This window comes from Allobosea sp. FW305-C-101 (assembly GCF_058783685.1).
Genome location: NZ_JBYSYT010000003.1, coordinates 299491 through 319192, shown reverse-complemented (window position 1 = coordinate 319192; position 19702 = coordinate 299491). Strand labels below are relative to the sequence as shown.

24 protein-coding genes are annotated in these 19702 nt (G+C 64.4%); 8 read left to right on the top strand and 16 right to left on the bottom strand.

Annotated features, from left to right (window positions below):
- Positions 1-52: 52 nt before the first annotated feature.
- From AC3WMA_RS16225 to AC3WMA_RS16180, 10 genes are all read right to left on the bottom strand, one after another.
- On the bottom strand, positions 53-1471 hold the full coding sequence (locus AC3WMA_RS16225) for a M20 family metallopeptidase (RefSeq protein ID WP_492286402.1): 1419 nt from the start codon (positions 1469-1471) through the stop codon (positions 53-55).
- 166 nt (positions 1472-1637) lie between these two features.
- The gene (cueR, locus tag AC3WMA_RS16220) at positions 1638-2048 is read right to left on the bottom strand and encodes a Cu(I)-responsive transcriptional regulator (protein WP_265059373.1); all 411 of its coding nucleotides are present in this window, start codon (positions 2046-2048) and stop codon (positions 1638-1640) included.
- 1 nt (position 2049) lies between these two features.
- A complete protein-coding gene (locus AC3WMA_RS16215; RefSeq protein ID WP_492286401.1) occupies positions 2050-4536 on the bottom strand; it encodes a heavy metal translocating P-type ATPase in 2487 nt (828 codons plus the stop codon).
- A 185-nt stretch (positions 4537-4721) separates the two neighbouring features.
- Complete coding sequence (modC, locus tag AC3WMA_RS16210; RefSeq protein ID WP_492286400.1) at positions 4722-5816, bottom strand: molybdenum ABC transporter ATP-binding protein; 1095 nt, start codon at positions 5814-5816, stop codon at positions 4722-4724.
- A complete protein-coding gene (gene modB / locus AC3WMA_RS16205) occupies positions 5813-6511 on the bottom strand; it encodes a molybdate ABC transporter permease subunit (protein WP_492286399.1) in 699 nt (232 codons plus the stop codon). Before modB ends, modC begins: the two co-directional genes overlap by 4 nt.
- The gene (modA, locus tag AC3WMA_RS16200) at positions 6508-7311 is read right to left on the bottom strand and encodes a molybdate ABC transporter substrate-binding protein (RefSeq protein ID WP_492286398.1); all 804 of its coding nucleotides are present in this window, start codon (positions 7309-7311) and stop codon (positions 6508-6510) included. Before modA ends, modB begins: the two co-directional genes overlap by 4 nt.
- 131 nt (positions 7312-7442) lie before the next feature.
- The gene (locus AC3WMA_RS16195) at positions 7443-7898 is read right to left on the bottom strand and encodes a GNAT family N-acetyltransferase (RefSeq protein ID WP_492286397.1); all 456 of its coding nucleotides are present in this window, start codon (positions 7896-7898) and stop codon (positions 7443-7445) included.
- Entirely contained in the window at positions 7895-8416 is a 522-nt protein-coding gene (locus AC3WMA_RS16190; protein WP_492286396.1) for a cupin domain-containing protein, read from the bottom strand. The genes AC3WMA_RS16195 and AC3WMA_RS16190 overlap by 4 nt, the downstream gene beginning before the upstream one ends.
- Before the next feature lie 34 nt (positions 8417-8450).
- Positions 8451-9308, bottom strand: coding sequence for a 3-mercaptopyruvate sulfurtransferase (gene sseA, locus AC3WMA_RS16185; RefSeq protein ID WP_492286395.1), 858 nt, complete (start codon positions 9306-9308; stop codon positions 8451-8453).
- 33 nt (positions 9309-9341) lie between these two features.
- Complete coding sequence (locus AC3WMA_RS16180; RefSeq protein ID WP_492286394.1) at positions 9342-10058, bottom strand: alanyl-tRNA editing protein; 717 nt, start codon at positions 10056-10058, stop codon at positions 9342-9344.
- A gap of 165 nt (positions 10059-10223) precedes the next feature.
- On the opposite strand from AC3WMA_RS16180, the gene AC3WMA_RS16175 reads away from it, so the two are divergent.
- A complete protein-coding gene (locus AC3WMA_RS16175; RefSeq protein ID WP_492286393.1) occupies positions 10224-11006 on the top strand; it encodes an SDR family NAD(P)-dependent oxidoreductase in 783 nt (260 codons plus the stop codon).
- A 193-nt stretch (positions 11007-11199) separates the two neighbouring features.
- Here AC3WMA_RS16175 and AC3WMA_RS16170 read toward each other — a convergent pair whose 3' ends face one another.
- Positions 11200-12654, bottom strand: coding sequence for a cryptochrome/photolyase family protein (locus tag AC3WMA_RS16170; RefSeq protein ID WP_492286392.1), 1455 nt, complete (start codon positions 12652-12654; stop codon positions 11200-11202).
- 355 nt (positions 12655-13009) lie between these two features.
- On the opposite strand from AC3WMA_RS16170, the gene AC3WMA_RS16165 reads away from it, so the two are divergent.
- The 4 genes from AC3WMA_RS16165 (at position 13010) to AC3WMA_RS16150 (ending at position 15454) form a co-directional block, all read left to right on the top strand.
- Positions 13010-13294: a hypothetical protein gene (locus AC3WMA_RS16165; RefSeq protein WP_492286391.1), complete on the top strand. Its 285-nt coding sequence runs from the start codon at positions 13010-13012 to the stop codon at positions 13292-13294.
- A gap of 79 nt (positions 13295-13373) precedes the next feature.
- Positions 13374-13517, top strand: coding sequence for a hypothetical protein (locus AC3WMA_RS16160; protein WP_336814580.1), 144 nt, complete (start codon positions 13374-13376; stop codon positions 13515-13517).
- A 480-nt stretch (positions 13518-13997) separates the two neighbouring features.
- On the top strand, positions 13998-14204 hold the full coding sequence (locus AC3WMA_RS16155; RefSeq protein WP_492286390.1) for a hypothetical protein: 207 nt from the start codon (positions 13998-14000) through the stop codon (positions 14202-14204).
- Positions 14205-14437: 233 nt separating this feature from the next.
- Positions 14438-15454 (top strand): hypothetical protein, encoded by a 1017-nt coding sequence (locus AC3WMA_RS16150; RefSeq protein ID WP_492286389.1) that lies wholly within the window; start codon positions 14438-14440, stop codon positions 15452-15454.
- 231 nt (positions 15455-15685) lie between these two features.
- Here AC3WMA_RS16150 and AC3WMA_RS16145 read toward each other — a convergent pair whose 3' ends face one another.
- The 4 genes from AC3WMA_RS16145 to AC3WMA_RS16130 are packed head-to-tail and all read right to left on the bottom strand — an operon-like array spanning position 15686 to position 17535.
- A complete protein-coding gene (locus tag AC3WMA_RS16145) occupies positions 15686-16441 on the bottom strand; it encodes an SOS response-associated peptidase (RefSeq protein ID WP_492286388.1) in 756 nt (251 codons plus the stop codon).
- On the bottom strand, positions 16408-16989 hold the full coding sequence (locus AC3WMA_RS16140) for a hypothetical protein (protein WP_492286387.1): 582 nt from the start codon (positions 16987-16989) through the stop codon (positions 16408-16410). Before AC3WMA_RS16140 ends, AC3WMA_RS16145 begins: the two co-directional genes overlap by 34 nt.
- On the bottom strand, positions 16925-17308 hold the full coding sequence (locus tag AC3WMA_RS16135; RefSeq protein WP_492286386.1) for a hypothetical protein: 384 nt from the start codon (positions 17306-17308) through the stop codon (positions 16925-16927). The genes AC3WMA_RS16140 and AC3WMA_RS16135 overlap by 65 nt, the downstream gene beginning before the upstream one ends.
- Positions 17305-17535 (bottom strand): hypothetical protein, encoded by a 231-nt coding sequence (locus AC3WMA_RS16130; protein ID WP_492286385.1) that lies wholly within the window; start codon positions 17533-17535, stop codon positions 17305-17307. Before AC3WMA_RS16130 ends, AC3WMA_RS16135 begins: the two co-directional genes overlap by 4 nt.
- Positions 17536-17595: 60 nt before the next feature.
- Here AC3WMA_RS16130 and AC3WMA_RS16125 point away from each other — a divergent pair, with 60 nt between their 5' ends.
- From AC3WMA_RS16125 to AC3WMA_RS16115, 3 genes are read left to right on the top strand one after another with little or no spacing between them, the layout of a single operon-like run.
- Complete coding sequence (locus AC3WMA_RS16125) at positions 17596-17850, top strand: hypothetical protein (protein WP_492286384.1); 255 nt, start codon at positions 17596-17598, stop codon at positions 17848-17850.
- The gene (locus AC3WMA_RS16120; protein ID WP_492286383.1) at positions 17847-18221 is read left to right on the top strand and encodes a hypothetical protein; all 375 of its coding nucleotides are present in this window, start codon (positions 17847-17849) and stop codon (positions 18219-18221) included. The genes AC3WMA_RS16125 and AC3WMA_RS16120 overlap by 4 nt, the downstream gene beginning before the upstream one ends.
- A 7-nt stretch (positions 18222-18228) precedes the next feature.
- Positions 18229-18498, top strand: coding sequence for a DUF7696 family protein (locus tag AC3WMA_RS16115; RefSeq protein WP_492286382.1), 270 nt, complete (start codon positions 18229-18231; stop codon positions 18496-18498).
- Between the two features lie 137 nt (positions 18499-18635).
- On the opposite strand, the gene AC3WMA_RS16110 is transcribed toward AC3WMA_RS16115, so the two are convergent.
- Positions 18636-19565: a hypothetical protein gene (locus tag AC3WMA_RS16110; RefSeq protein ID WP_492286381.1), complete on the bottom strand. Its 930-nt coding sequence runs from the start codon at positions 19563-19565 to the stop codon at positions 18636-18638.
- Between the last annotated feature and the right edge of the window lie 137 nt (positions 19566-19702).

Sequence of the window (19702 nt, the reverse complement as noted above, 5' to 3'; positions counted from 1 at the left end):
TTCTCGGGTCACCGCTGCGCGGCGCCCGAGAATGACGGCAAGAGAAGCGTTATCAGCCCAGCGACATCGTCAGCGGCGGCTTCACTTCGGGCGGCAGCGGCGAGGTGTAGCCTTCCTTGCCGAGGCGGGCCTTGTGGTCGGCCTTGGCGGCTTCCATCAGGGCGGGATCGGTCAGCACGGCGGCGCCGGTCGCGGCCATCGCCTTGGCGACATGGACCATCGCCTTGTGCGCGGCGGGGGACTTGCCCTGCGCCACGACCTGCCAGGTGTGGAACGGCGTGCCCATCGCGACCGTCGGCGCATGGGCCTGCACGGTCGGCACCGCCCAGCTCACGTCGCCGATATCGGTCGAGCCGATCGCCGGGTTGCGCTTGGCGTCGCGCGGCACCAGGAAGTCGGCGAGCGGGACGCCGGTATCGGGCATGCCGATGGTGCGCCAGATCGAGGCGATCTCCTGCGGAGAGAGCGTCGCGCGGATCTTCTCGGCATAGGCCTTGTCGGCATCATCGAAATGCGGCGCGCCGAGCTCGCCCATCACCTTGTGCATGGCTTCTTCCAGCGGGGTGTTGGCGACGAGATCGGAAACGGCACTGACGATGCGCATCTCCATCTTGGTTTCCGTCATCAGCGCGGCGCCTTCGGCGATCTTCTTCACGCGCTGGACGAGCTCCAGCATGCCGCGCAGATCACGGGCGCGGATAGAGTAACGGACGCGGGCATGGGCCTGGACGACGTTCGGCGCGATGCCGCCGGTGTCGAGCAGGGCGTAATGCACGCGCGCATCGGACGGCATATGCTCGCGCATGTAGTTCACGCCGACATTCATCAGCTCGACGGCATCGAGCGCCGAACGGCCGAGATGGGGCGCGGCAGCGGCATGCGAGGCGCGGCCGGTGAAGACGAAATCGGCGCGGGTATTGGCGAGCGCCAGGGCAGGCGCAACCTCCCAGAAGCTCGACGGGTGCCACGAGATCGCGACATCGGCGTCGTCGAAGGCTCCGGCGCGGACCATGAAGGCCTTCGCGGCGCCGCCTTCCTCGGCCGGGCAGCCGTAGTAACGGACACGGCCGGGAATCTTGTTCTCGGCTAGCCATTCCTTCATCGCGACGGCGGCGAGCATCGCGGCGGAGCCGAGCAGATTATGGCCGCAGCCATGGCCATGGCCGTTGGCCTCGATCTCCTTGTGCTCGGAAGCGCCGGCTTCCTGCGAGAGGCCGGGCAGGGCATCGTATTCGCCGAGGAAGGCGATGACCGGACCGCCTTCGCCGGCCTCGCCGATCACGGCGGTCGGGATGTCGGCGACGTTTTCGGTGATCTTGAAGCCCTGGTGCTTCAATTCGGCGATATGCTCGGCGACGGAGCGCTTCTCGGTGTAGCACACCTCCGGCATGCCCCAGACCCGGTCGGAGAGCGCGATCAGGCGCTCCTTGTTCGCATCGACATGCCGCCAGAGATCGTTTCGATTGTCCATTGTCGTTCCGCCTGGGGACCGCGCGGGCGTTCCCCGTCTTTTGTTGAGAGGCGGATTCCCCGACGGGGCCGATACGACCGGGCCGGACCCGCCTCTGGTGGGCGGTGGCATATGAGCAATCCCGCACCGCCCCGTCCAGACATTCAGCGCATGGCGGAGCAGCGTCTCAGGCTTTGCCTTGCGTCGGCGTGGTGGCGGCGAAGTCCGCCAGGATCGGGCAATCCGGCCGGTGGTCGCCGTGGCAATGCGTCGCCAGATGCCGCAGCGTGTCGGCCATCGCCTTGAGCTCGGCCGCCTTTTCCTCGAGCTCGCGCACATGCGCCATGGCGAGGTTCTTCACATCAGCGCTGGCCCGGCTCTTGTCGCGCCAGAGCGCGAGCAATTCGCGCGTCTCCTCCAACGAGAAGCCGAGATCGCGCGAGCGGCGCACGAAGCGCAGCGTATGCACGTCGTCAGCGGCATAGACCCGGTATTGCGCGGCGGTGCGGGCCGGCGCGGTGATCAGGCCGATGCTCTCGTAGTAGCGGATCATCTTGGCACTGACGCCGGAGCGGGTTGCGGCTTCGCCGATATTCATCTCAGGCCTCCACCTTAAAGCGCTTCAACCGCAGTGCATTGCTGACCACGCTGACGCTCGACAGCGCCATGGCGAGCCCGGCGAAGACCGGCGAGAGCAGGATGCCGAAGGCCGGATAGAGCACGCCCGCCGCGACCGGGATCAGCAGGGCGTTGTAGCCGAAGGCCCAGGCAAGATTCTGGCGGATATTGGCGATCACCGCCTGCGACAGGGCAATGGCGCGCGGCACGCCCATGACGTCGCCGGACATCAGCACGACATCGGCGCTCTCGATCGCGATATCCGTGCCGGTGCCGATGGCGATGCCGACATCGGCCTGGGCGAGGGCCGGCGCGTCGTTGATGCCGTCGCCGACGAAGGCGACCTTGGCGCCGCGGCCCTGCAGGCGCTTCACCACCTCGGCCTTGTCGGTCGGCAGCACCTCGGCCCAGACCTCGTCGATGCCGAGGCCGCGCGCGACGGCTTCCGCCGTGCGCCGGTCGTCGCCGGTCACCATCGCGACCTTGAGGCCGAGCTTGTGCAGGGCGGCGATGGCGGCGGGCGTGGTCTCCTTCACCGCGTCGGCGACAGCGATGATCGCAGCGATCCTGCCGTCGATCGCGGCATAGAGCGGGGTCTTGCCGGCTTCGGCCAGCGCCTTGGCGCGGGCGGCGAAGGGCGCGATGTCGAGCTTGGCGTCTTCCATCAACCGGTGTCCGCCGATCGCGACCTTGCGGCCCTCGACCGTCGCGGTGACGCCGCGGCCGGGATCGCTGGTGAAATCGGCCGGCTCGGCGAGGGCGAGATTACGAGCCTTGGCGGCCGCGACCAGCGCCAGTGCCAGCGGGTGCTCGGAGCGGTTCTCGGCCGAGCCGACAAGGCGCAGAACGTCGTCGGCGGTGAAGCCATTCGCCGGCTCGATATCGGTGAGCTCCGGCTTGCCCTTGGTCAGCGTGCCCGTCTTGTCGAGCGCGACGATCTGGACGTCCTTCAGGGCCTGCAAGGCGTCGCCCTGCCGGAACAGGATGCCGAGCTCGGCGCCACGGCCGGTGCCGACCATGATCGAGGTCGGGGTCGCCAGACCCATCGCGCAGGGGCAGGCGATGATCAGTAGCGCGACGGCATTGACCAGTGCGTGCGACAAGGCCGGGCTCGGACCGAAGGCCAGCCAGACCGCGAAGGTCAGCAGCGCCAGCACGATCACGACCGGTACGAACCAGAGCGTGACGCGGTCGACCAGTGCCTGGATCGGCAGCTTGGCACCCTGCGCGGCCTGCACGGTGCGCACGATCTGGGCGAGCAGCGTGTCGGCGCCGACCTTCCGGGCGGTGAAGCGCAGCGCGCCCGAGCCGTTGACGGTGCCGCCGGTGACGGTGCTGCCGGCCTCCTTGCGCACGGGCGCGGGCTCGCCGGTGATCATCGATTCATCGACGAAGGAGGTGCCGTCCGTGACCTCGCCATCGACCGGGACGCGCTCGCCCGGCCTGAGGATGACGATGTCGCCGGGGCGGACGCTGTCGACCGCAACGTCGCTCTCAGTGCCGTCGCGCAGCACGCGGGCAGTCTTGGGCTGGAGCGCGATCAGGCTGCGGATGGCGGCGCCGGTGCGGCCCTTAGCGCGGGTCTCGAACCAGCGGCCGAGCAGGATCAGCGTCACGATCACCGCGCCGGATTCGAAATAGGTGCCGTCAGTCCCGGCCGGCATCAGGTCCGGCAGGAAGGTCGCGACGCTCGAATAGAGATAGGCCGCGCCGGTGCCGAGCATGACCAGCGAGTTCATATCGGGCGCCAGCCGCAACAGCGCCGGGAAACCCTTGCGCAGGAAGACGAGGCCGGGCCCGAACTGGACGATGGTCGCCAGCACGAAGGAGAACACGCGGACGTTCCACTCGCCGAAGGTGCCGGCGAGCCAATGATGCAGGGCAGGGACCATGTGGCTGCCCATCTCGACGACGAGCAGCGGCAGCGTCAGCAGGCCGGCGATGATGACCGAGCGCAGCAGGTTGCCCTGTTCCTCGTCCTTGGCAGCTTGCCGGCGGGCGCTGGCATCGCCATCGGCCGCGACGATCGGGCTCGCCTCATAGCCGGCGCCGGCCACGGCCTTCGTCAGGGCAGGAATGATGTCGTTGCCGGCGAGCGTCTTCACGCTGGCACGCTCGGTCGCGAGGTTGACGGTGGCCTCGACCACGCCCGGCACGGCGCGCAGCGCCTTTTCGACATGGCCGACGCAGGACGCGCAGGTCATGCCCGAGACCGACAATTCAATCGTGGTCTCGACCGGGGTGTAGCCGCTCTGGCGGACCGCCGCCTCGATCTGCTTCAGGTCGGTGCCGCCCCTGGCGAAGCTGACATGTGCCCGCTCGGTCGCGAGATTGACCGAGACCGCATCGACGCCCGGCACCGCCGCGATAGCGCGCTCGACATGGGCGACGCAGCTCGCGCAGGTCATGCCCTCGACACCCAGATCGAGGGTTTCGAGGTCGTTCCTGCTCCTGTCGATGACCGTCATCGCCGTCTCCTTCATGGTGATGACAGGCGATATAGGGCTTCCCATGATGGGAAGGTCAAGGGGTGGTTTAACCGTCATGCTCGGGCTTGACCCGAGCATCTCGGAAACCAGTGTCCTCTCGTCCTGAGATTCTCGGGTCTGCGCTTCGCTCCGCCCGAGAATGACGCCCTGTCAGGTCGCCCGCTTCAAGGCATCTCGACCGAGACGCTCTTGATCACCGCATGCACCGGCTTGCCGGGCGCCAAACCGAGCAGGGCGACCGATTTCGCGGTCAGGCGCGCCGCCAGCTTCGCCTCGCCGCAAGCGATCAGCAGATGCATAGTGCTGCCACCCGCACCGCTGCGTTCGCCAATCTCGGCGATGGTCCCCGGCAGCACGTTGAGCGCGCTGATCTCGGCCGGCTGGCCGAGGCTGAGCATGACGTCGCTGGCGAGGATGCGGATCTTGATGTGCTGGCCTTGCCGCAGCGCGCTGCGTGCGATCGTCAGTGGCCCTGCCGGTGTCGTGAGCCGCGCGAGACCGAAGGCTTCCTCGAAACCCACGACCTCGGCGGATAGAAGCGTGCTCGCCTCCGGTGCGCCCGGCCGTGCCGCCAGATCAGTCCGTGAGAGGATGTCGGCCGTGGGCCCGCAGGCGGCGACACGTCCGTTCTCGATCATGGCGACGGTCGTGGCGAGACGCGCGACCTCCGCCAGCGCATGCGAGACATAGACGATGGGGATGCCGGCCTCGTCGCGCAGGCGCTCGATATGCGGCAGGATCTCGGCCTTGCGGGCCTCGTCGAGCGCCGCCAAGGGCTCGTCCATCAGCAGCAGGCGCGGCTGCGCCAGCAGGGCGCGGCCGATGGCGACGCGCTGCTTCTCGCCGCCGGAAAGGCCGCCCGGTCTCCGGTGCAGCAGATGGCCGATGCCGAGCAATTCCAGCACCTTGTCGAGCTCGGCCGGCCTGCGCTGCGCGCGCGGCACGAACCAGTGCCCGAACAGCAGGTTCTGTCGCACGGTGAGGTGCGGGAAGAGCCGCGCCTCCTGGAAGACATAGCCGATCCGCCGGCGATGCTTCGGCAGGAAGATGCCGCGCCCGGTATCGACGAGCGTCTCGCCATCGACGCGGACATGGCCGGAATCGGGGCGGATCAAACCGCCGATGACATTGACCAGCGAGGTCTTGCCCGAGCCCGAGCTGCCGAACAGGGCGGTCAGGCGCCCATCGGAGGTGAAGCTCGAATCGAGGGTGAAGTCGCCGAGCCTGTGGCGGACGGCAATGTCGAGGACATCAGTCATTCGACGTTGATCCGGCGGCCGACGATGCGGGCCATCAGTTCGGACAGGATGAGCGCCGCGACCGAGATCGCGATCGAGATCAGTGTCAGGCGCATCGCGCCGGCATCCCCGCCGGGCACCTGCGTGAAAGTGTAGATCGCGGTCGGCAGGGTCTGTGTCTCGCCGGGGATATTGGAGACGAAGGTGATGGTCGCGCCGAACTCGCCCATCGCCTTGGCGAAGCACAGGATCATGCCGGCGATAATGCCGGGCAGGCAGAGCGGCAAGGTGACGGTGAGGAAGACCCAGATCGGGCTCGCGCCCAGCGTGCCGGCGGCAGATTCGAGCTTGCGGTCGACCGCCTCGATCGAGAGCCGGATGGCGCGCACCATCAGCGGAAAGCCCATCACCGCGCAGGCGAGCGCCGCGCCGGTCCAGCGGAACGAGAGCACGATCCCGAACCAGTCATAGAGGAACTGCCCGATCGGCCCGCGCCGGCCGAAGCCGACGAGCAGCAGATAGCCCGTCACCACGGGCGGCAGGATCAGCGGCATATGGACGATGGCGTCGAGCAGGGACTTGCCCCAGAAGCGCCCACGCGCCAGCAACAATCCGACGCTAAGCCCCAGCGGGAGGCTCGCGATCATGGCCGTCGTCGCGACGATGAGGCTGAGCCTCACCGCCGTCCATTCTTCAGGCGAGAGCCAGTCGGTCACGAAGAGCTGGCGGCCTTGTTGAGGACCGTGAAGCCCTGCTTCTCGAAGACGGGCTTGGCGGCGGGGCTACGCAGATAGGTCAGGAAGGCCTGCGCGTCGGGATTGGCCGAATCCTTGGTGACGGCGACGGGGTAGACGATCGGCGGGTGCGAATCCTCGGGGAAGGTCGCGACGACCTTGACCTGCGGGTCGGCCGCGGCGTCGGTCGCGTAGACGATGCCGAGCGGGGCCTCGCCGCGAGAGACCAGGAGCAGCGCGGCGCGGACATTGTCGGCCTGCGCGATCTTATCCTTCACCTTGTCCCAGGCGCCCAGCTTCTCCAGCGCCGCCTTGCCGTATTTGCCGGCCGGGACGGAATCGACATTGCCCATGGCGAGGCGGCCGGCACCGACCGCGCCCGCGACATCGGCGCCGGGCTTGAGGTCGAGCGTGGCGGTCGAATCCTTGCCGGCGACCAGCACGATCCGGTTGGAAAGCAGGCTGACGCGGGTATCCGGCTTGATCAGGTTCTTGCCCGCCGCATAATCCATCCAGTCGAGATCGGCCGAGACGAAGAGATCGGCCGGGGCGCCGTTCTCAAGCTGCTTCGCCAGCGTGTTGCTGGCGGCATAGGAAATCTTGGGCGCCGGCTTGCCGCTTTCCTTGACCCAGTTGGCGGCGGCCTCGTCCAGCGCGTTCTTCATGCTGGCGGCGGCGAAGATGACGAGGTCCTTGGTCTGCGCCTGCGCAGCGTCGAAGGCGGGTGCGAAACTCACGGCAAGGGCCAGGCCCATGCCCAGCAGGGTGCGGCGCTTCAACATGTTGTTCCTCGCTCGAATTTCTCGTTGTATATCGTCGGGTATAACGATGGTTGCCGCGCGCCCCGACCCAAGTCAAGGCGGAGCCACAGCGTGGCGACTTCAACCCGAGTGGAGGCGACAGTTGGGCCTGCCTAAAGGCTCTTCAGGATCAGCCACTCGCCGGTGCTCGTGACTTCGTTCGCCTCGATGAAGCCGATCGACAGATAGAAGCCCAGCGGGCTGTGCTCCCCGCGAACGACGCTGGCGCTGAGCGTGGTGACGCCTTGCGCCTTCAGCAGCGCGAAGGCCTGCTCCAGCGCGTCGCGGCCATAGCCTTTGCCCTGATGCCGGCGATCGATCATGAAGCGCCAGAGATAGGCGGAGCTGGGCTTGTCGTCGTCGCGCCAGAGCATGAAACCCACGGGCTCGTCCCCGGCATAGATCGCCCGGAAGGTCGCGCGCGGCTCGAAATGCGCCTGCGCAATCGAGACCGCGACCGGCGCGACATTCTCGCGCTGTTCCTCCGCGACCTCCAGTCCGCAGATGGTGCGGACCGTCGCCGCGGTGATCTCACGCAGTTCGACAGGCAAGGCAGCGTCCCTGTTCATGCGTGCGGGTGCTTGTGGATCGGGTCGACCCAATAGACCTCCTCCGGTTTCTCGACCGGGTCGACATCGGTGATGTTGACCACCACCGCCTCGTTGTCAGAGCGAACCAGCACGCATTGCAGCGGGTTGTCGGGATCGGCGTTGATCTCCTGGTGCGGCACGAAGGGCGGCACATAGATGAAATCGCCAGGCCCCGCCTCGGCGACGAATTCCAACCGCTCGCCCCAGCGCATCCGTGCCTTGCCGCTCACCACATAGATCACGCTTTCGAGCTCGCCATGGTGGTGCACGCCGGTCTTGGCGTTGGGCTCGATCGCGACCGTGCCGGCCCAGATCTTCTGGGCGCCGACGCGGGCATGGTTGATCGCCGCCTGCCGGAACATGCCGGGCGTCTGCGCCGTGTTGGGATCGAGCTTGTCGCCGGAGATGACGCGCACGCCATCATGCTTCCAGCGCGGCTCGCCGTCATGGCTGTGGTCGTGCGGATGGTCGTGGTCGTGGGAATGATCGTGGCTCATGATCGTCTCCTTGGCTGGCGAGCCCGCGCCGGGCTCAGCCTTTCTTCGCCGGCCCGGTCGCGATCGGCCGGTCGCTCGAGCCCCATTCGGCCCAGGAGCCGTCATAGAGCGCGCGCGCCGGCTTGCCGATCGTCTCCAGCGCGGTCGCGAGGATCGCCGCAGTGACGCCGGAGCCGCAGCTCGTGATCAGGGGCCGGTCGAGATCGGCGCCGGCCTCGGCGAAGGCGGCGGCGATCGCGGCCGGGTCCTTCAGGCTGCCATCGGCGACGAGCGCGGTGGCCGGCACGTTGAAGGCGCCCGGCATATGGCCGGAGCGCACGCCGGGGCGCGGCTCGGCGGCCTCGCCGCGGAAGCGGTCGGCCGGGCGGGCATCGACCACCTGGGCATTGCCGGCGGAAAGGGCTTTTGCGACATCGTCGGCGCTGGCGACGGCGGAATGGTCGAGCCGGGCGGTGAAGCTGCGGTTGGCGCGGGCGCGCGGCGGGCCATGCTCGATCGGCCGGCCCTCGCGCTCCCATTTCGGGAAGCCGCCTTCGAGAATGACGACGTCCTTGGCGCCGAAGGTGCGGAAGGTCCAGCGCACGCGCGGCGCAGAGAACAGGCCGAGGCCGTCATAGACGACGATGCGCATGCCGTCGCCGATGCCCATGGCGCCGACAGCTGCCGCGAAGACCTCCGGGCGCGGCAGCATATGCGGCAGGTCGGAGCTCGTGTCCTTCACCGCGTCGATGTCGAAATGCACCGCGCCGGGAATGCGCTGCTCGGCGAATTCGGCGTGGGGATTGCGGCCATGGGCCGGCAGGTACCAGGAGGCATCGACGACGATGACATCCGGCGCGTTCAGGCGCTCGGCCAGCCACTCGGTGGAAACGAAGACATCTTCACGGGCCATAGGCGTATCCTCTGGGCATAAGCTTGAGCGTTCTCAGGCGAGCGCGATCCGGACGCGCCGGTTCTGCTTGCCCTTCTTCTCGATATCGGTGACGGCGACCGCGCCGATCTCGGCGGTGTTGCGGACATGGGTGCCGCCGCAGGGCTGGAGGTCGATATCACCGATGGCGACGAGCCGGACGCGGCCGGAGCCGCGCGGCGGCTTCACCGACATCGTCTTGACCAGACCCGGATTGGAATCGAGCTCCTCGTCGGTGATCCAGCGCTCGGTCACATCGGCGTTGCGGGAGACCAGGGCATTGAGCTTCTCCGAGACCTCGGCCTTGTCGAGCCCGCCTTCGGGGATATCGAAATCGAGCCTTCCATCGCCATCGCCGATCGAGCCGCCGGTGACCGGGAAGGCGAGCACGACGCTGAGCAGATGCAAAGCGGTGTGGATGCGCATGCGCCTGAAGCGGCGCTCCCAGTCGAGCACGGCCGTGACCGCCTCGCCCGGTGCGGGCAGGGCCTGCCCCTCGGCCGGGACATGGATGACCCGGCTCTTGTCCTCGGGATCGTAGATCGTCGTGGCGATCGCGATCAGGCTGCCATCGGCGCGGCGCAGATGCCCGGCATCGCCGGGCTGGCCGCCGCCCGTCGCATAGAAATTGGTGCGATCGAGGATGATGCCGCCGCGCTCGTTCACGGCTTCGACCGTCGCGGGTGTTTCCTGGAGATAGGCATCCTGGCGGAAGAGCAGTTCGGTCGGCATGGTCTCGTGTCTCATGGTGGCGCGAGCGCGCCTTCGCGGCGCAGACTGCACCGATTGCCGCCGGGGTGCCACCTCATTGGCGGGATAGCGGGGATGATTTGGGACGCATGGCTTTCGGCCTGGTGATTCCGTGCCTAGATGACTATCCGCCAACCCGGAGCCAGCATGGCCTCAGCCCGAATGAAGCCGCAGGACGGCGTCGCCTGGATCACCGGCGCAAGCTCCGGCATCGGCGCCGCGGTCGCGCTCGAACTGGCGCGGCGGGGCTGGACGGTCGCGGTCACGGCCCGGCGGCTGGAGGCGCTGGAGCGTCTTGCCCGCAGCGCCGAGAACCTGCCCGGCCGCATCGTCGCCCATGCCGGCGACGTCACCGATGCGCAGGGGATGCGGGACGTCACCGATACGATCGAGAGCATCCATGGGCCGATCGCCTTGGCCTTCCTGAATGCCGGCATCGCCTCGGGGCAGGGCAAGGCCGTCGATGTCGAGACCGTCGAGGCGGTGGTCGGCGTCAATCTGCTGGGCGTCGCCAAGAGCTTCTTCGCGATCCAGCCGCGCATGGTCGCGCGTGGAGCGGGCCAGATCGCGGTCAACGCCTCGCTCGTGGGCTATCGCGGCTTGCCAGGTGCGGCCGCCTATGGCGCGGCGAAGGCGGGCGCGATCCATTTCTGCGAATCGATGCGCTTCGATTGCGAGGCCGCAGGCATTCGCCTGCAACTGGTCAATCCCGGCTTCATCGAGACGCCGATGACGGAGGGCCGTCGCTTCCCGATGCCGTTCCTGATGATGGTGGAGGAGGGCGCGAAGCGAATCGCCGATGGATTCGAGCGCGGTGGCTTCGAGATCACCGTGCCGCGCCGCCTCGCCTTCATCCTGAAGCTGGCGCGCCTCCTGCCTTACCCGGTCTATTTCGCGCTGATGCGCCGTTTCGCCGAGCGGAGCAGCTGAACGCGTCAGCGTTCTGCTGTTTTGCCGAACCACGCAGGCATCTCGCTCTCCTCGAAACCGCGCCGTCATCCCGGGCTTGCCCCGGGATCCATCAAAGGGCTCGGGAGCTCTATGATGGATCCCGGATCGGCGCTGCTGTGCAGCTTGTCCGGGATGACGATGTGTTTCCGAGGAAAGGCGCTGCAGTCCCGCCTCAGCTACTGCGAATCGTGGCGAAGGCATCGAGCGCCCGCTGGCGCCCGAAGGCGAGATCGACGAGCGGGGCAGGGTAGGTCTCGCCGATTCGAATATCGGCCTCGCGCAGGGCCTTCTCCGATGCTTTCCAGGGCTGGTGGATGTCCTTGTCCGACAGCCCCGCCAGCTCCGGCACCCATTGGCGGACATAAGCGCCCTTTGGATCGTGGGTTTCGCCCTGCGTCACGGGGTTGAAGATGCGGAAATAGGGCGAGGCATCGGCGCCCGAGCCCGCGACCCATTGCCAGCTCGCGGCGTTGTTGGCGGCGTCGGCATCGACCAGCGTGTCCCAGAACCAGGCTTCGCCGGCCCGCCAGTCCTGCAGCAGGTGCTTGATCAGGAAGGAGGCGACGACCATCCGCACGCGGTTATGCATCCAGCCGGTGGTCCAGAGCTCGCGCATGCCGGCATCGACGAGCGGGATGCCGGTCTGGCCGCGTTGCCAGCGGCGGAGCGCGTTGTCGTCTGGCCGCCAGGGAAAGGCGTCGAAGCGCGAATCGTAGTTGCGGGTCGCAAGCTCCGGATTGTGGAAGAGCAGGTGGTGCGAGAACTCGCGCCAGCCGATCTCGGAGAGGAATTTCTCGGCGTCGCGCTCCGATCCAGCCGCTTCGCCGGCGGCACGGGCATGCTGAAGTGCGTGCCAGACCTGCCGCGGCCCGATCTCGCCGAAATGCAGATGCGGCGAGAGCCGCGATGTCGCGGCCCGGTCCGGCCGGTCGCGGTCCTCGGCGTAACCGGCAAGGCCGCCGCCGATGAAATCATCGAGCCGCTCGGCGGCGCCGGCTTCTCCCGGCGTCCACTCGGCCCGCAAGCCGCCGGCCCAGTCCGGCTTCGTCGGCTCCAGCCCGAGTTCACCCAGCGACACCGTCAGGGCCTCGATCGAAGCGGGCAGGGGCGCCGCCGGGATTCGCGCGGGAGCGGGAACCGGAGCATCGGGCTCTCCCTTCTGACGGGCCGCGCGCCAGTAAGGCGTGAAAACCTTCATCGGCTGCCCGGTCGTGGTCGTCACTTGCCACGGCTCGTTCAGGAGATGGCTGTTGAAACTGCGGACGGTGATTCCGCGCCCGGAAAGGTCTTCCTTGAGCGTGCGGTCGAGTGCGATCTCCGCCGCCTCGTAGCGACGATTCCAGGTGACCTGCTTGATATCGGCTTCGGCCGCGATACGCGGCAGCAATTCCGCCGGATCGCCTTGCATCAGCAGAAGTCGCCCGCCCTTCGCCGTTAGCGCCTCGTCGAGTGCAGCGAGCGAGCGCGACAGCCACCAACGGGAAGCGCCTCCGAATGGGCGGCGGTCTTTTCCGGTGTCGAGAATGTAGAGACACAGAACCGGGCCGGTCTCGACAGCCGCAGCCAATGCCGGATTGTCGGCCAGCCGCAGGTCGTTCCGGAACCAATGGAGCGCGCGTTCAGTCATCTTCCCTCGTCCGGCTGGCGGTATCGCATCGGTTGCGATCCGACATCAACGCGGCTCGTGCCGGTTCGGAAGCTGCCGAGAGAAAGATTCTTTGACGATGCAGGCCCGGGCGGCGCATCGACGTTCAGAGCGGTATGCCGGGGCGATGATGTCGCCGGCTCAGATTTCCAGTGGCAAGTGCAGGAAGTCGGCGATCACCCAGGACAGGCCTGCGGTGCCGGCCATGAGGACCGCTACCAGGATTGCTTCGACCATGACGCTACTCCGCCTCAACAGGCAGGTTCCACTAACTAAAATTTTAACGATTTGTAAACGAAATCCTTAAGGCGAATCACAGCCTGAACGATGGCTTCGGATGGACGGCTGTTGGACGATGGACGCATTGCAGGAAGCCGGTCTCGATCTCGAGCTCGGAGAGATGGGCCGGCGGCTGGACCGGTTGTTCACGGCCCGCCAGCCCCGCGCGGGAGGGCGCTCCAAGCCCGGCGCTTTCGAGGTTTCAGCGACGGAGGCCGGCACCGGCCGGCTGCGCGTGGTGCTGGACGCCGATCTGCCGGAGGCTGTCGGCCGGACGATTCTGAGCCTCGCGATCAAGCACGGCGCGCGGCAGGGCCGGGGCGACAGCCAGCAGAAGGGCTGAAGGCGCGGGATCGGGTGCCGCAAGGCAAGCTTCCCGTGCGTAGACGGGAACCGGGAGGCGGCTCGGGCGTCCCTCCTTCATGGGCAATCCGAAAAAACCGCCACTGGATTTCTGGCTCTGGCTGGCCGTCATCGGCCTCACCGTGATCGTCGCGGTGTCGTCGATGACGTTTCCCGAACGGGTTGCGCCGGATTCGTTTCAATCCCGCTCGGAGACGCGCTGATACGCAGCCAAAAGAGAGAGCCCCACCGGCCGTGCCGATGGGGCTCATCTGGGCCTCCAGCCCCCGCCCGGCCGGCCGTCGCCACCGGGCACCACTCGAAAATTCGCAAGGGTAATGTCGGGCGGGTGAATTGGTTCCCGAACCAAACGGTTATCCGCATCCAGCGCGAGCGGGATGTGATGCGGGGCTGGTCAAATCGGGGAAAAGCGCGAGGAGATCAGCGCTGGAATTCTGTTGGAGGCCTCGCCCGAAAGACTGTCATCAGCACATGTCAATGGGTTAGCGCAGCTTCCAGTCCCGCTATCGATCGCGGGAAACAAGGGCCTTTCGCCTAGAATGTCCCGCCCTGAAGGCGATTCTCGGCAGCCCGTAACGGTGCTTGGGTACAGGCGACGCAGATCCGCCAACTGCACCGGGAAGCGTTTGGCTCCCTTACGTCAATCGGCTAATGACCGTTGCGTAGAGACGCTGAGATTGGCCGTGAACATTGATCCACAAGCCGAGCTACCTCCCGCATTCGACAGTTTGGACACGCTGCTGATTGCTGTGCGGAGGGAACATCCAGAGGCGACCAAGAAGGATGTGGTTTTCGCAATGCTTGACATGATGACTGCCCCTTTTGAAGCCTCCGGTCTCGCTCAAACGCTCCGCAGTATTGCAGAAGACAATCGTGGCAGCACGCGATGAACGTCAGCAGGGGTGTGGTAGCGGGAGAGGGACTCATATCCACCCCCCATGCAGAACAAATCGGGTTCAGTTATCGCGCGGTCGCATCTAGGCCCGCGCTCCAAGTTTAGGAACCGTGATAATGCCGGGCGTCAGACAGGTCGTCGTCCTCGTGCTCAACTAATGCGGCTGTTGACGCCAAGGCAATTGTTTCCGTGAATGGACACTAGCGACGCGGTGTGAGGTTCAACGGGATGGCGAAGAAACAGCGCCGAGCGGTCAATGATCATGAAGAAATTCTAGCCGCGTATGCAAAGCATTCGATTTCAAATTTTTCGACGTTTCACCCTAACCAGTGGGGGAATGGCCGCGAACCGGCGGACATCGTGATACTTATCGGCAAGGCAGTATTTTTGATAAATGCGACTCGCGGCAAATCCTATTTCGAGAATTTATGTCAGCACAATATCAAACAAGCTATCGATAGGATTGCAGAATGGAAAGCTGGCCGTCCGATTTCCGGCGCTAATCTCAAGCGTAGTTTCCACATTCCTTGGAGTGATGTGAACGTTATTGCCATCATTAGCGTCGTCGATGGCCCTCATGCCCGCTGCCTAAATCATGGAGTCCCAGAGGGCGATTTTGATGGAAAAGTAAAGCTATGTTGCACGCTTACATCAAATATAATGCTGGAAATCGCTAGAAATGGCGGCGGTGGAAGAGATTTAATAACGATATGCAACTCAATAAAAAACCTCGGAGTACTGCGCGAGCGTGACGTTCTAGATCGCATTAATACGTGGGTTTCTCATCTGAGTTTCGGTCCTATGAGTTTGCCGCAACCTAATCGCCTCGGAAGAGCTATCATTAACGGAGTAGAAGTCTCTGCATTTCATGAATATCGCCATTCGTTCGAGTCCGCGAGGCGACAAGAAATCGATGGAATCGAGGTCTTTTCAGATTTATCTTGGCGAGAAATTTATCCTACGATTGGATTTATCATCCAAATTATAGCTCAGTGCGAATGGAAGAGCGAGGGTGTCCTAGCTGTTTCGATATTCGGTGAATCCGTAAAATTTTGCGTAATAGTAAGCAGCAATCAAGCTGGCTTGATATCAAAGCTCGGCGATATTAAGAAAATTACGGACAGTAACGATTGTGTATTCATGTATACGGTATCTCTAACCGGTATTGGACCGTCGACTGTGATCGGGGTATTGAAGTCGCCCGAGGTTACCGCCACCGAACAAGATCTCCTAAATCTGCAATAGCTGCATATATCGTCAGCTTGGGAAGCGGTAGCAGGCCGTTGCCGCACAGGCGCCGCGTTCCCCACTAGCGACTGAGCGGCAGCATCCACACGATAGCGCCGAAGGCGATCCATGCCGCCGCGACCAGTGCTACCTCGGCATGACGCAGCATCGCCCGGCGCCACCAGGGCCACGCCGCCCGCCGCGCCCGCAGCTCCGCATTGTCGCGGCCGATCTGCTGCCAATGGCCCATCAGAGCAGCGAGCCCTGCGCCGGCCGATCATCTTCGCCGCTGTCGCCGTCTTTCTTCCCGCCGCGTGCCACGATGTCGAGCGACCCACCGGGGAGGGGGCGTTGAAGTGCTTTCGCTTCCTCCCATGGGGCCGTCATCCAGGCCTCGCATTCCTCCGGCGTCGTCAAGATGACCGGCATGGCCTTGGGGTGGATTGCTCCAACCTCGGCATTCGGATCGGTGGTCAGGAAGGCGTAGACGTCAATCGTCTCCTCGCCGGTCTTGATCTTGCGCACGCTGGTCCATTGCCGCGCCCAGATTCCGGCGAAGAACGCAGTAGGCCGCTCCTCACCGAAAGCGAACCAGATATCCTGCTTCGTGCCCCAGTCAAATTCGCTGAAGCTGTTGAACGGGACAAGGCACCTGCTCTCGACACCGAGCCACCGCTTCCAGTGCGAGCTCGAGGTGTTGCGGACGTTCGTCGTCCCGCCGTCCGGCTCCATGCGGAGCATCTGGTCGAAGTCGACCTCTTTGCCCTTGGCGCGGAGCTTGTCCGCCCGCTTGGTCGCAGCGTCGAGCAGCGCCTTCTTCGACGACGGCATGCCCCATCGGGTCATGGCCAGCCGCGGGCCGCCCTCGTCATTGCGGACGATCGGCGCGGCATAGTCGGGGAAGATGCCCGGCAGCGGCGGAACGTTCACGCCCGCATCGTTGAAATTGGCGAAGAGCTTTCGGATCGCTTCTACGTTGCGGGTGTGGCTGTAGAGGTTGCACATGCGCTTCGCCTTTGGCTGCGGGCCGCGAGTTCGGGGCTCACCGTATCAGAGTAGCCAGAGAAAACGTGCGTGGCTTCCTCTTGTGTCAGGAGCGATCCGCCGTGCGTTTCATGAAACGCTTGCGCGAAGGCCTCGCTTTCGAAGCGAGCACGGACAAGCCCGAGGTGATCGTCATAGTCCACGCGGAAGCCGGTGCCCCTGCAGTCCAGCCATTCCGCGAACTCGCGTTCGAATGCCGGCCCCTGTTGACGGGTGGCCATGCTGATCACGCTGTAGAAGACAGGCGGCGGCTTGTCCTCGTGGATGAGGTAGTAGTCGCCCCACTCTTCGTGATCTCCCAAATACGGGCCGCTGATCAGGCAGCGGTTTGTGGCCGCGAGATCCCTTGCCCATTCGACGCCGCAGTCCTCGATGTCGTTGGCTGTCGCCGCGCCGGTTTCGCCGGGGTGGCTGGCGGTATACGCGATTGCGTATCGAACGCGCTCAATCACCTCCGACCCGACGCCGGCGTTCGGCTGGTGCATCAGGATTATCTGGGCGCTGCTCATCCTTGCCTCCTTCGATGACCTTCCAGGGCCGCATAGACGGTGGCAGATCGGGTGGTGGGTTCGCTCTCAAATCCGGGCAATACCCGCCACATGCGAAGTCTCGATCCGCGACCAGCCGGCCGCTTTTGGATTTCGGCCGGCCGGGACAGGTCGCATGGAAGCGAACGATCAGTTCCTCGATCGTCTCGGCCGCTCCGAACTTCTCGGCCAGCTTCGCCAGACGCGCGTCGCCATACCGTCGGCATTTCGTGCAGCGGAAGCGCACGATGATCCATGGGTAGAACTCCAACGACGTGTGCGGGCCGGGCGGCTCGCTCACGGCTCCTGATCGCGGATGGGCCGCGCACCTTGCGAGAACAGGCCGCGTAGATAGCCGCGCGAAACGGATCGATCAGCGTCGGCCAGGAGCACGATGAAGTCGTGCGCGAGCGCGCGCAGTGCGCCGCTCTCAGAGCCGTGCTCTTCCAACAGCATGGACACGATACCGGTGATCTCGGCGTCCAGCGTGGTGTCTTCGACCTGCTGATCGACTGGTTGCGCTGACATGCCTTGCGTCCTCGAAAATGAGAACGTAATGAGAACAAACCGATCCCGAGGAGTCAAGCCATGGCCAGCGTCGACACGTTCTTCCTTCAGCCGTTCAAGACTCATCGGAAGCGTCTAGTGCCAGGCCAACGCGTGCTGGCGAAGACCAAACATCACGCCCTGAACGAGGGCGAACGCCTGGGGAAAACAGCCGAGGGAGTGGCTGTCATCCACGTCACAGCGGATGACGAAACAGGCGAAGTCAGCGCGCTCGATGTCCTGGCACGCCATGGGGCGATCCCTGAGGAATTCGAGGAGCAGATCAGGGCGCTATGACGATCAACCTCACGCTCCGGCGCACCTACAACGACCATCCGCGCCCTGAGGACAACGATAAGTTTTGGTCGGTCGATTGCGACGGCTATTACGTCGCGTCGTTGGTTCTGGTCCACGGCCCGTCGGATCAACCGCCGGATTGGCAGTGGAATTTCCACCTTCACGCCGGCCGGCATGGGAACGGCGCGTTGCAGGCGACGCCGCTCAGCGGTCGCGCCCAAAGCCGTGATGCTGCGCTCCCCGATATACGTAAGGCGATGGGACGCTATCTCGAATTCATCGGCCCGGAGGGCTGGGCTGCGCACGTCAACCACATGAAATGGTTGAAGGAGCGCAAGGAAGCTACGCGACGTCGGGAGAATCGGGCATAGCGACGTCATGCCGTTCCCGCCCGACAATCCGCCGCACGTTTTCTCCGTCCTGGCGGGCCGCGAGGTCTCGACCTGGTCGGAGGAGTGGAAACACGAGTGCGAGGTGCGCTTTCTGGCCGGACTGCCCCTGCGGGAGCGAAACGACGCACTGGACGGCGTAAAGGACGGGCTTCGCGGCATGAAGAGCATAAGAGGCGACGCGGCTGTTGCCCACCTGCGCTCTGAGGTCGATCGCTATGGGAAGTTGAGGGACACGCGGCAAGCCTCCGGCTACTAGGCAAGCCGAAAAGCCTTCTCACCTGTTCAGCAAGGTTTCCAAGAGTCTCCAAATATCGATGACGCCGCTTTCACCCTTGCGGGGCGTAAAGATTCGTTCCAGCAAAATCCCAAAGGGCACGCACGAATGGCGGTCAATCAAGCAGCGCATTTCGGTAATCGGGCAGCAATGAAACTGGACATGGCCCTGATGCCCAACTCTTTGGGATGGATCGCGTCTCGGTAAAACGACCCATTCCACTCGATATTGTCGCCGAAATAGATGATATCCGCACGGCCCTTAATTTTATCTCTCAGAGCCGCAAAATCAGGAGACATATTGGGCAACTCCGCGCGCCTCGGGTACAAAACCCATATGAGCTTCCCTGTGAAGTTGGCTAGTAACTTCTCAACACCGCGGCGCCATTGCCTTTCCGCGGCGGGCGTGGATTTGGACGACGTGCGCTCCTGGTATAGCCCCAAGACCCGCGTCGCAGCATAAACCACCACGGAAAATGGCCGGCTTCTAGGTTGAGTATAGTCGCTCTGCCAAGTCGAAAGCTCACCAAAATCACCGCTATTACTTACTATAACGATAGTCTTGAGACGCATGTAATCGCTGCTAGAAAATATCGCTGAGAGCTGATTATTTAAAGACCAGCCTCCTGCAGATAGTGGCCAAACCGGGCATCCGGTTTGGCGTTGTAGCATAGGACCCAATTTGCTTTTCTGATCGACGGAATTGCCACCAAATACAACACTGTCGCCTACAAGAAGAATCCCGTCATCCGAAATTCTGAAGTCTTGGCTCGTACCCATTCCGCGATCGTTGAACGCCCAAGAGTGCATATTGAGAAATTTTCCACTCTGCGATGCAGCCGGCATATAACCGAGCACGTCGCTTTCTACGTAGAGAGGAATGTTTCCTACACCCAAAGCTCTGCCAACGATCTCAATAATACCAAACGAGACCGCTATTATAAAACAGCAAAATAGAACTCTTGCTCTGACGGAAAACCCGATTTTCCGGCGACCAGGATCGACGCGACCTACTTCGCCAGCCGATATTTCTCTGCCACGATCAGTCATAGCACGCCGTCCAAGAGCCGCCCGATTCTGTTGGGTGTCTATATTTGTTGAGAGGGCGCAGGTCCATAACCAGCCGGACGGCAGCTGGGTCATACAAAATGAATGGTGTCAGCCGGTATGCTTATCTGATCCAGCTA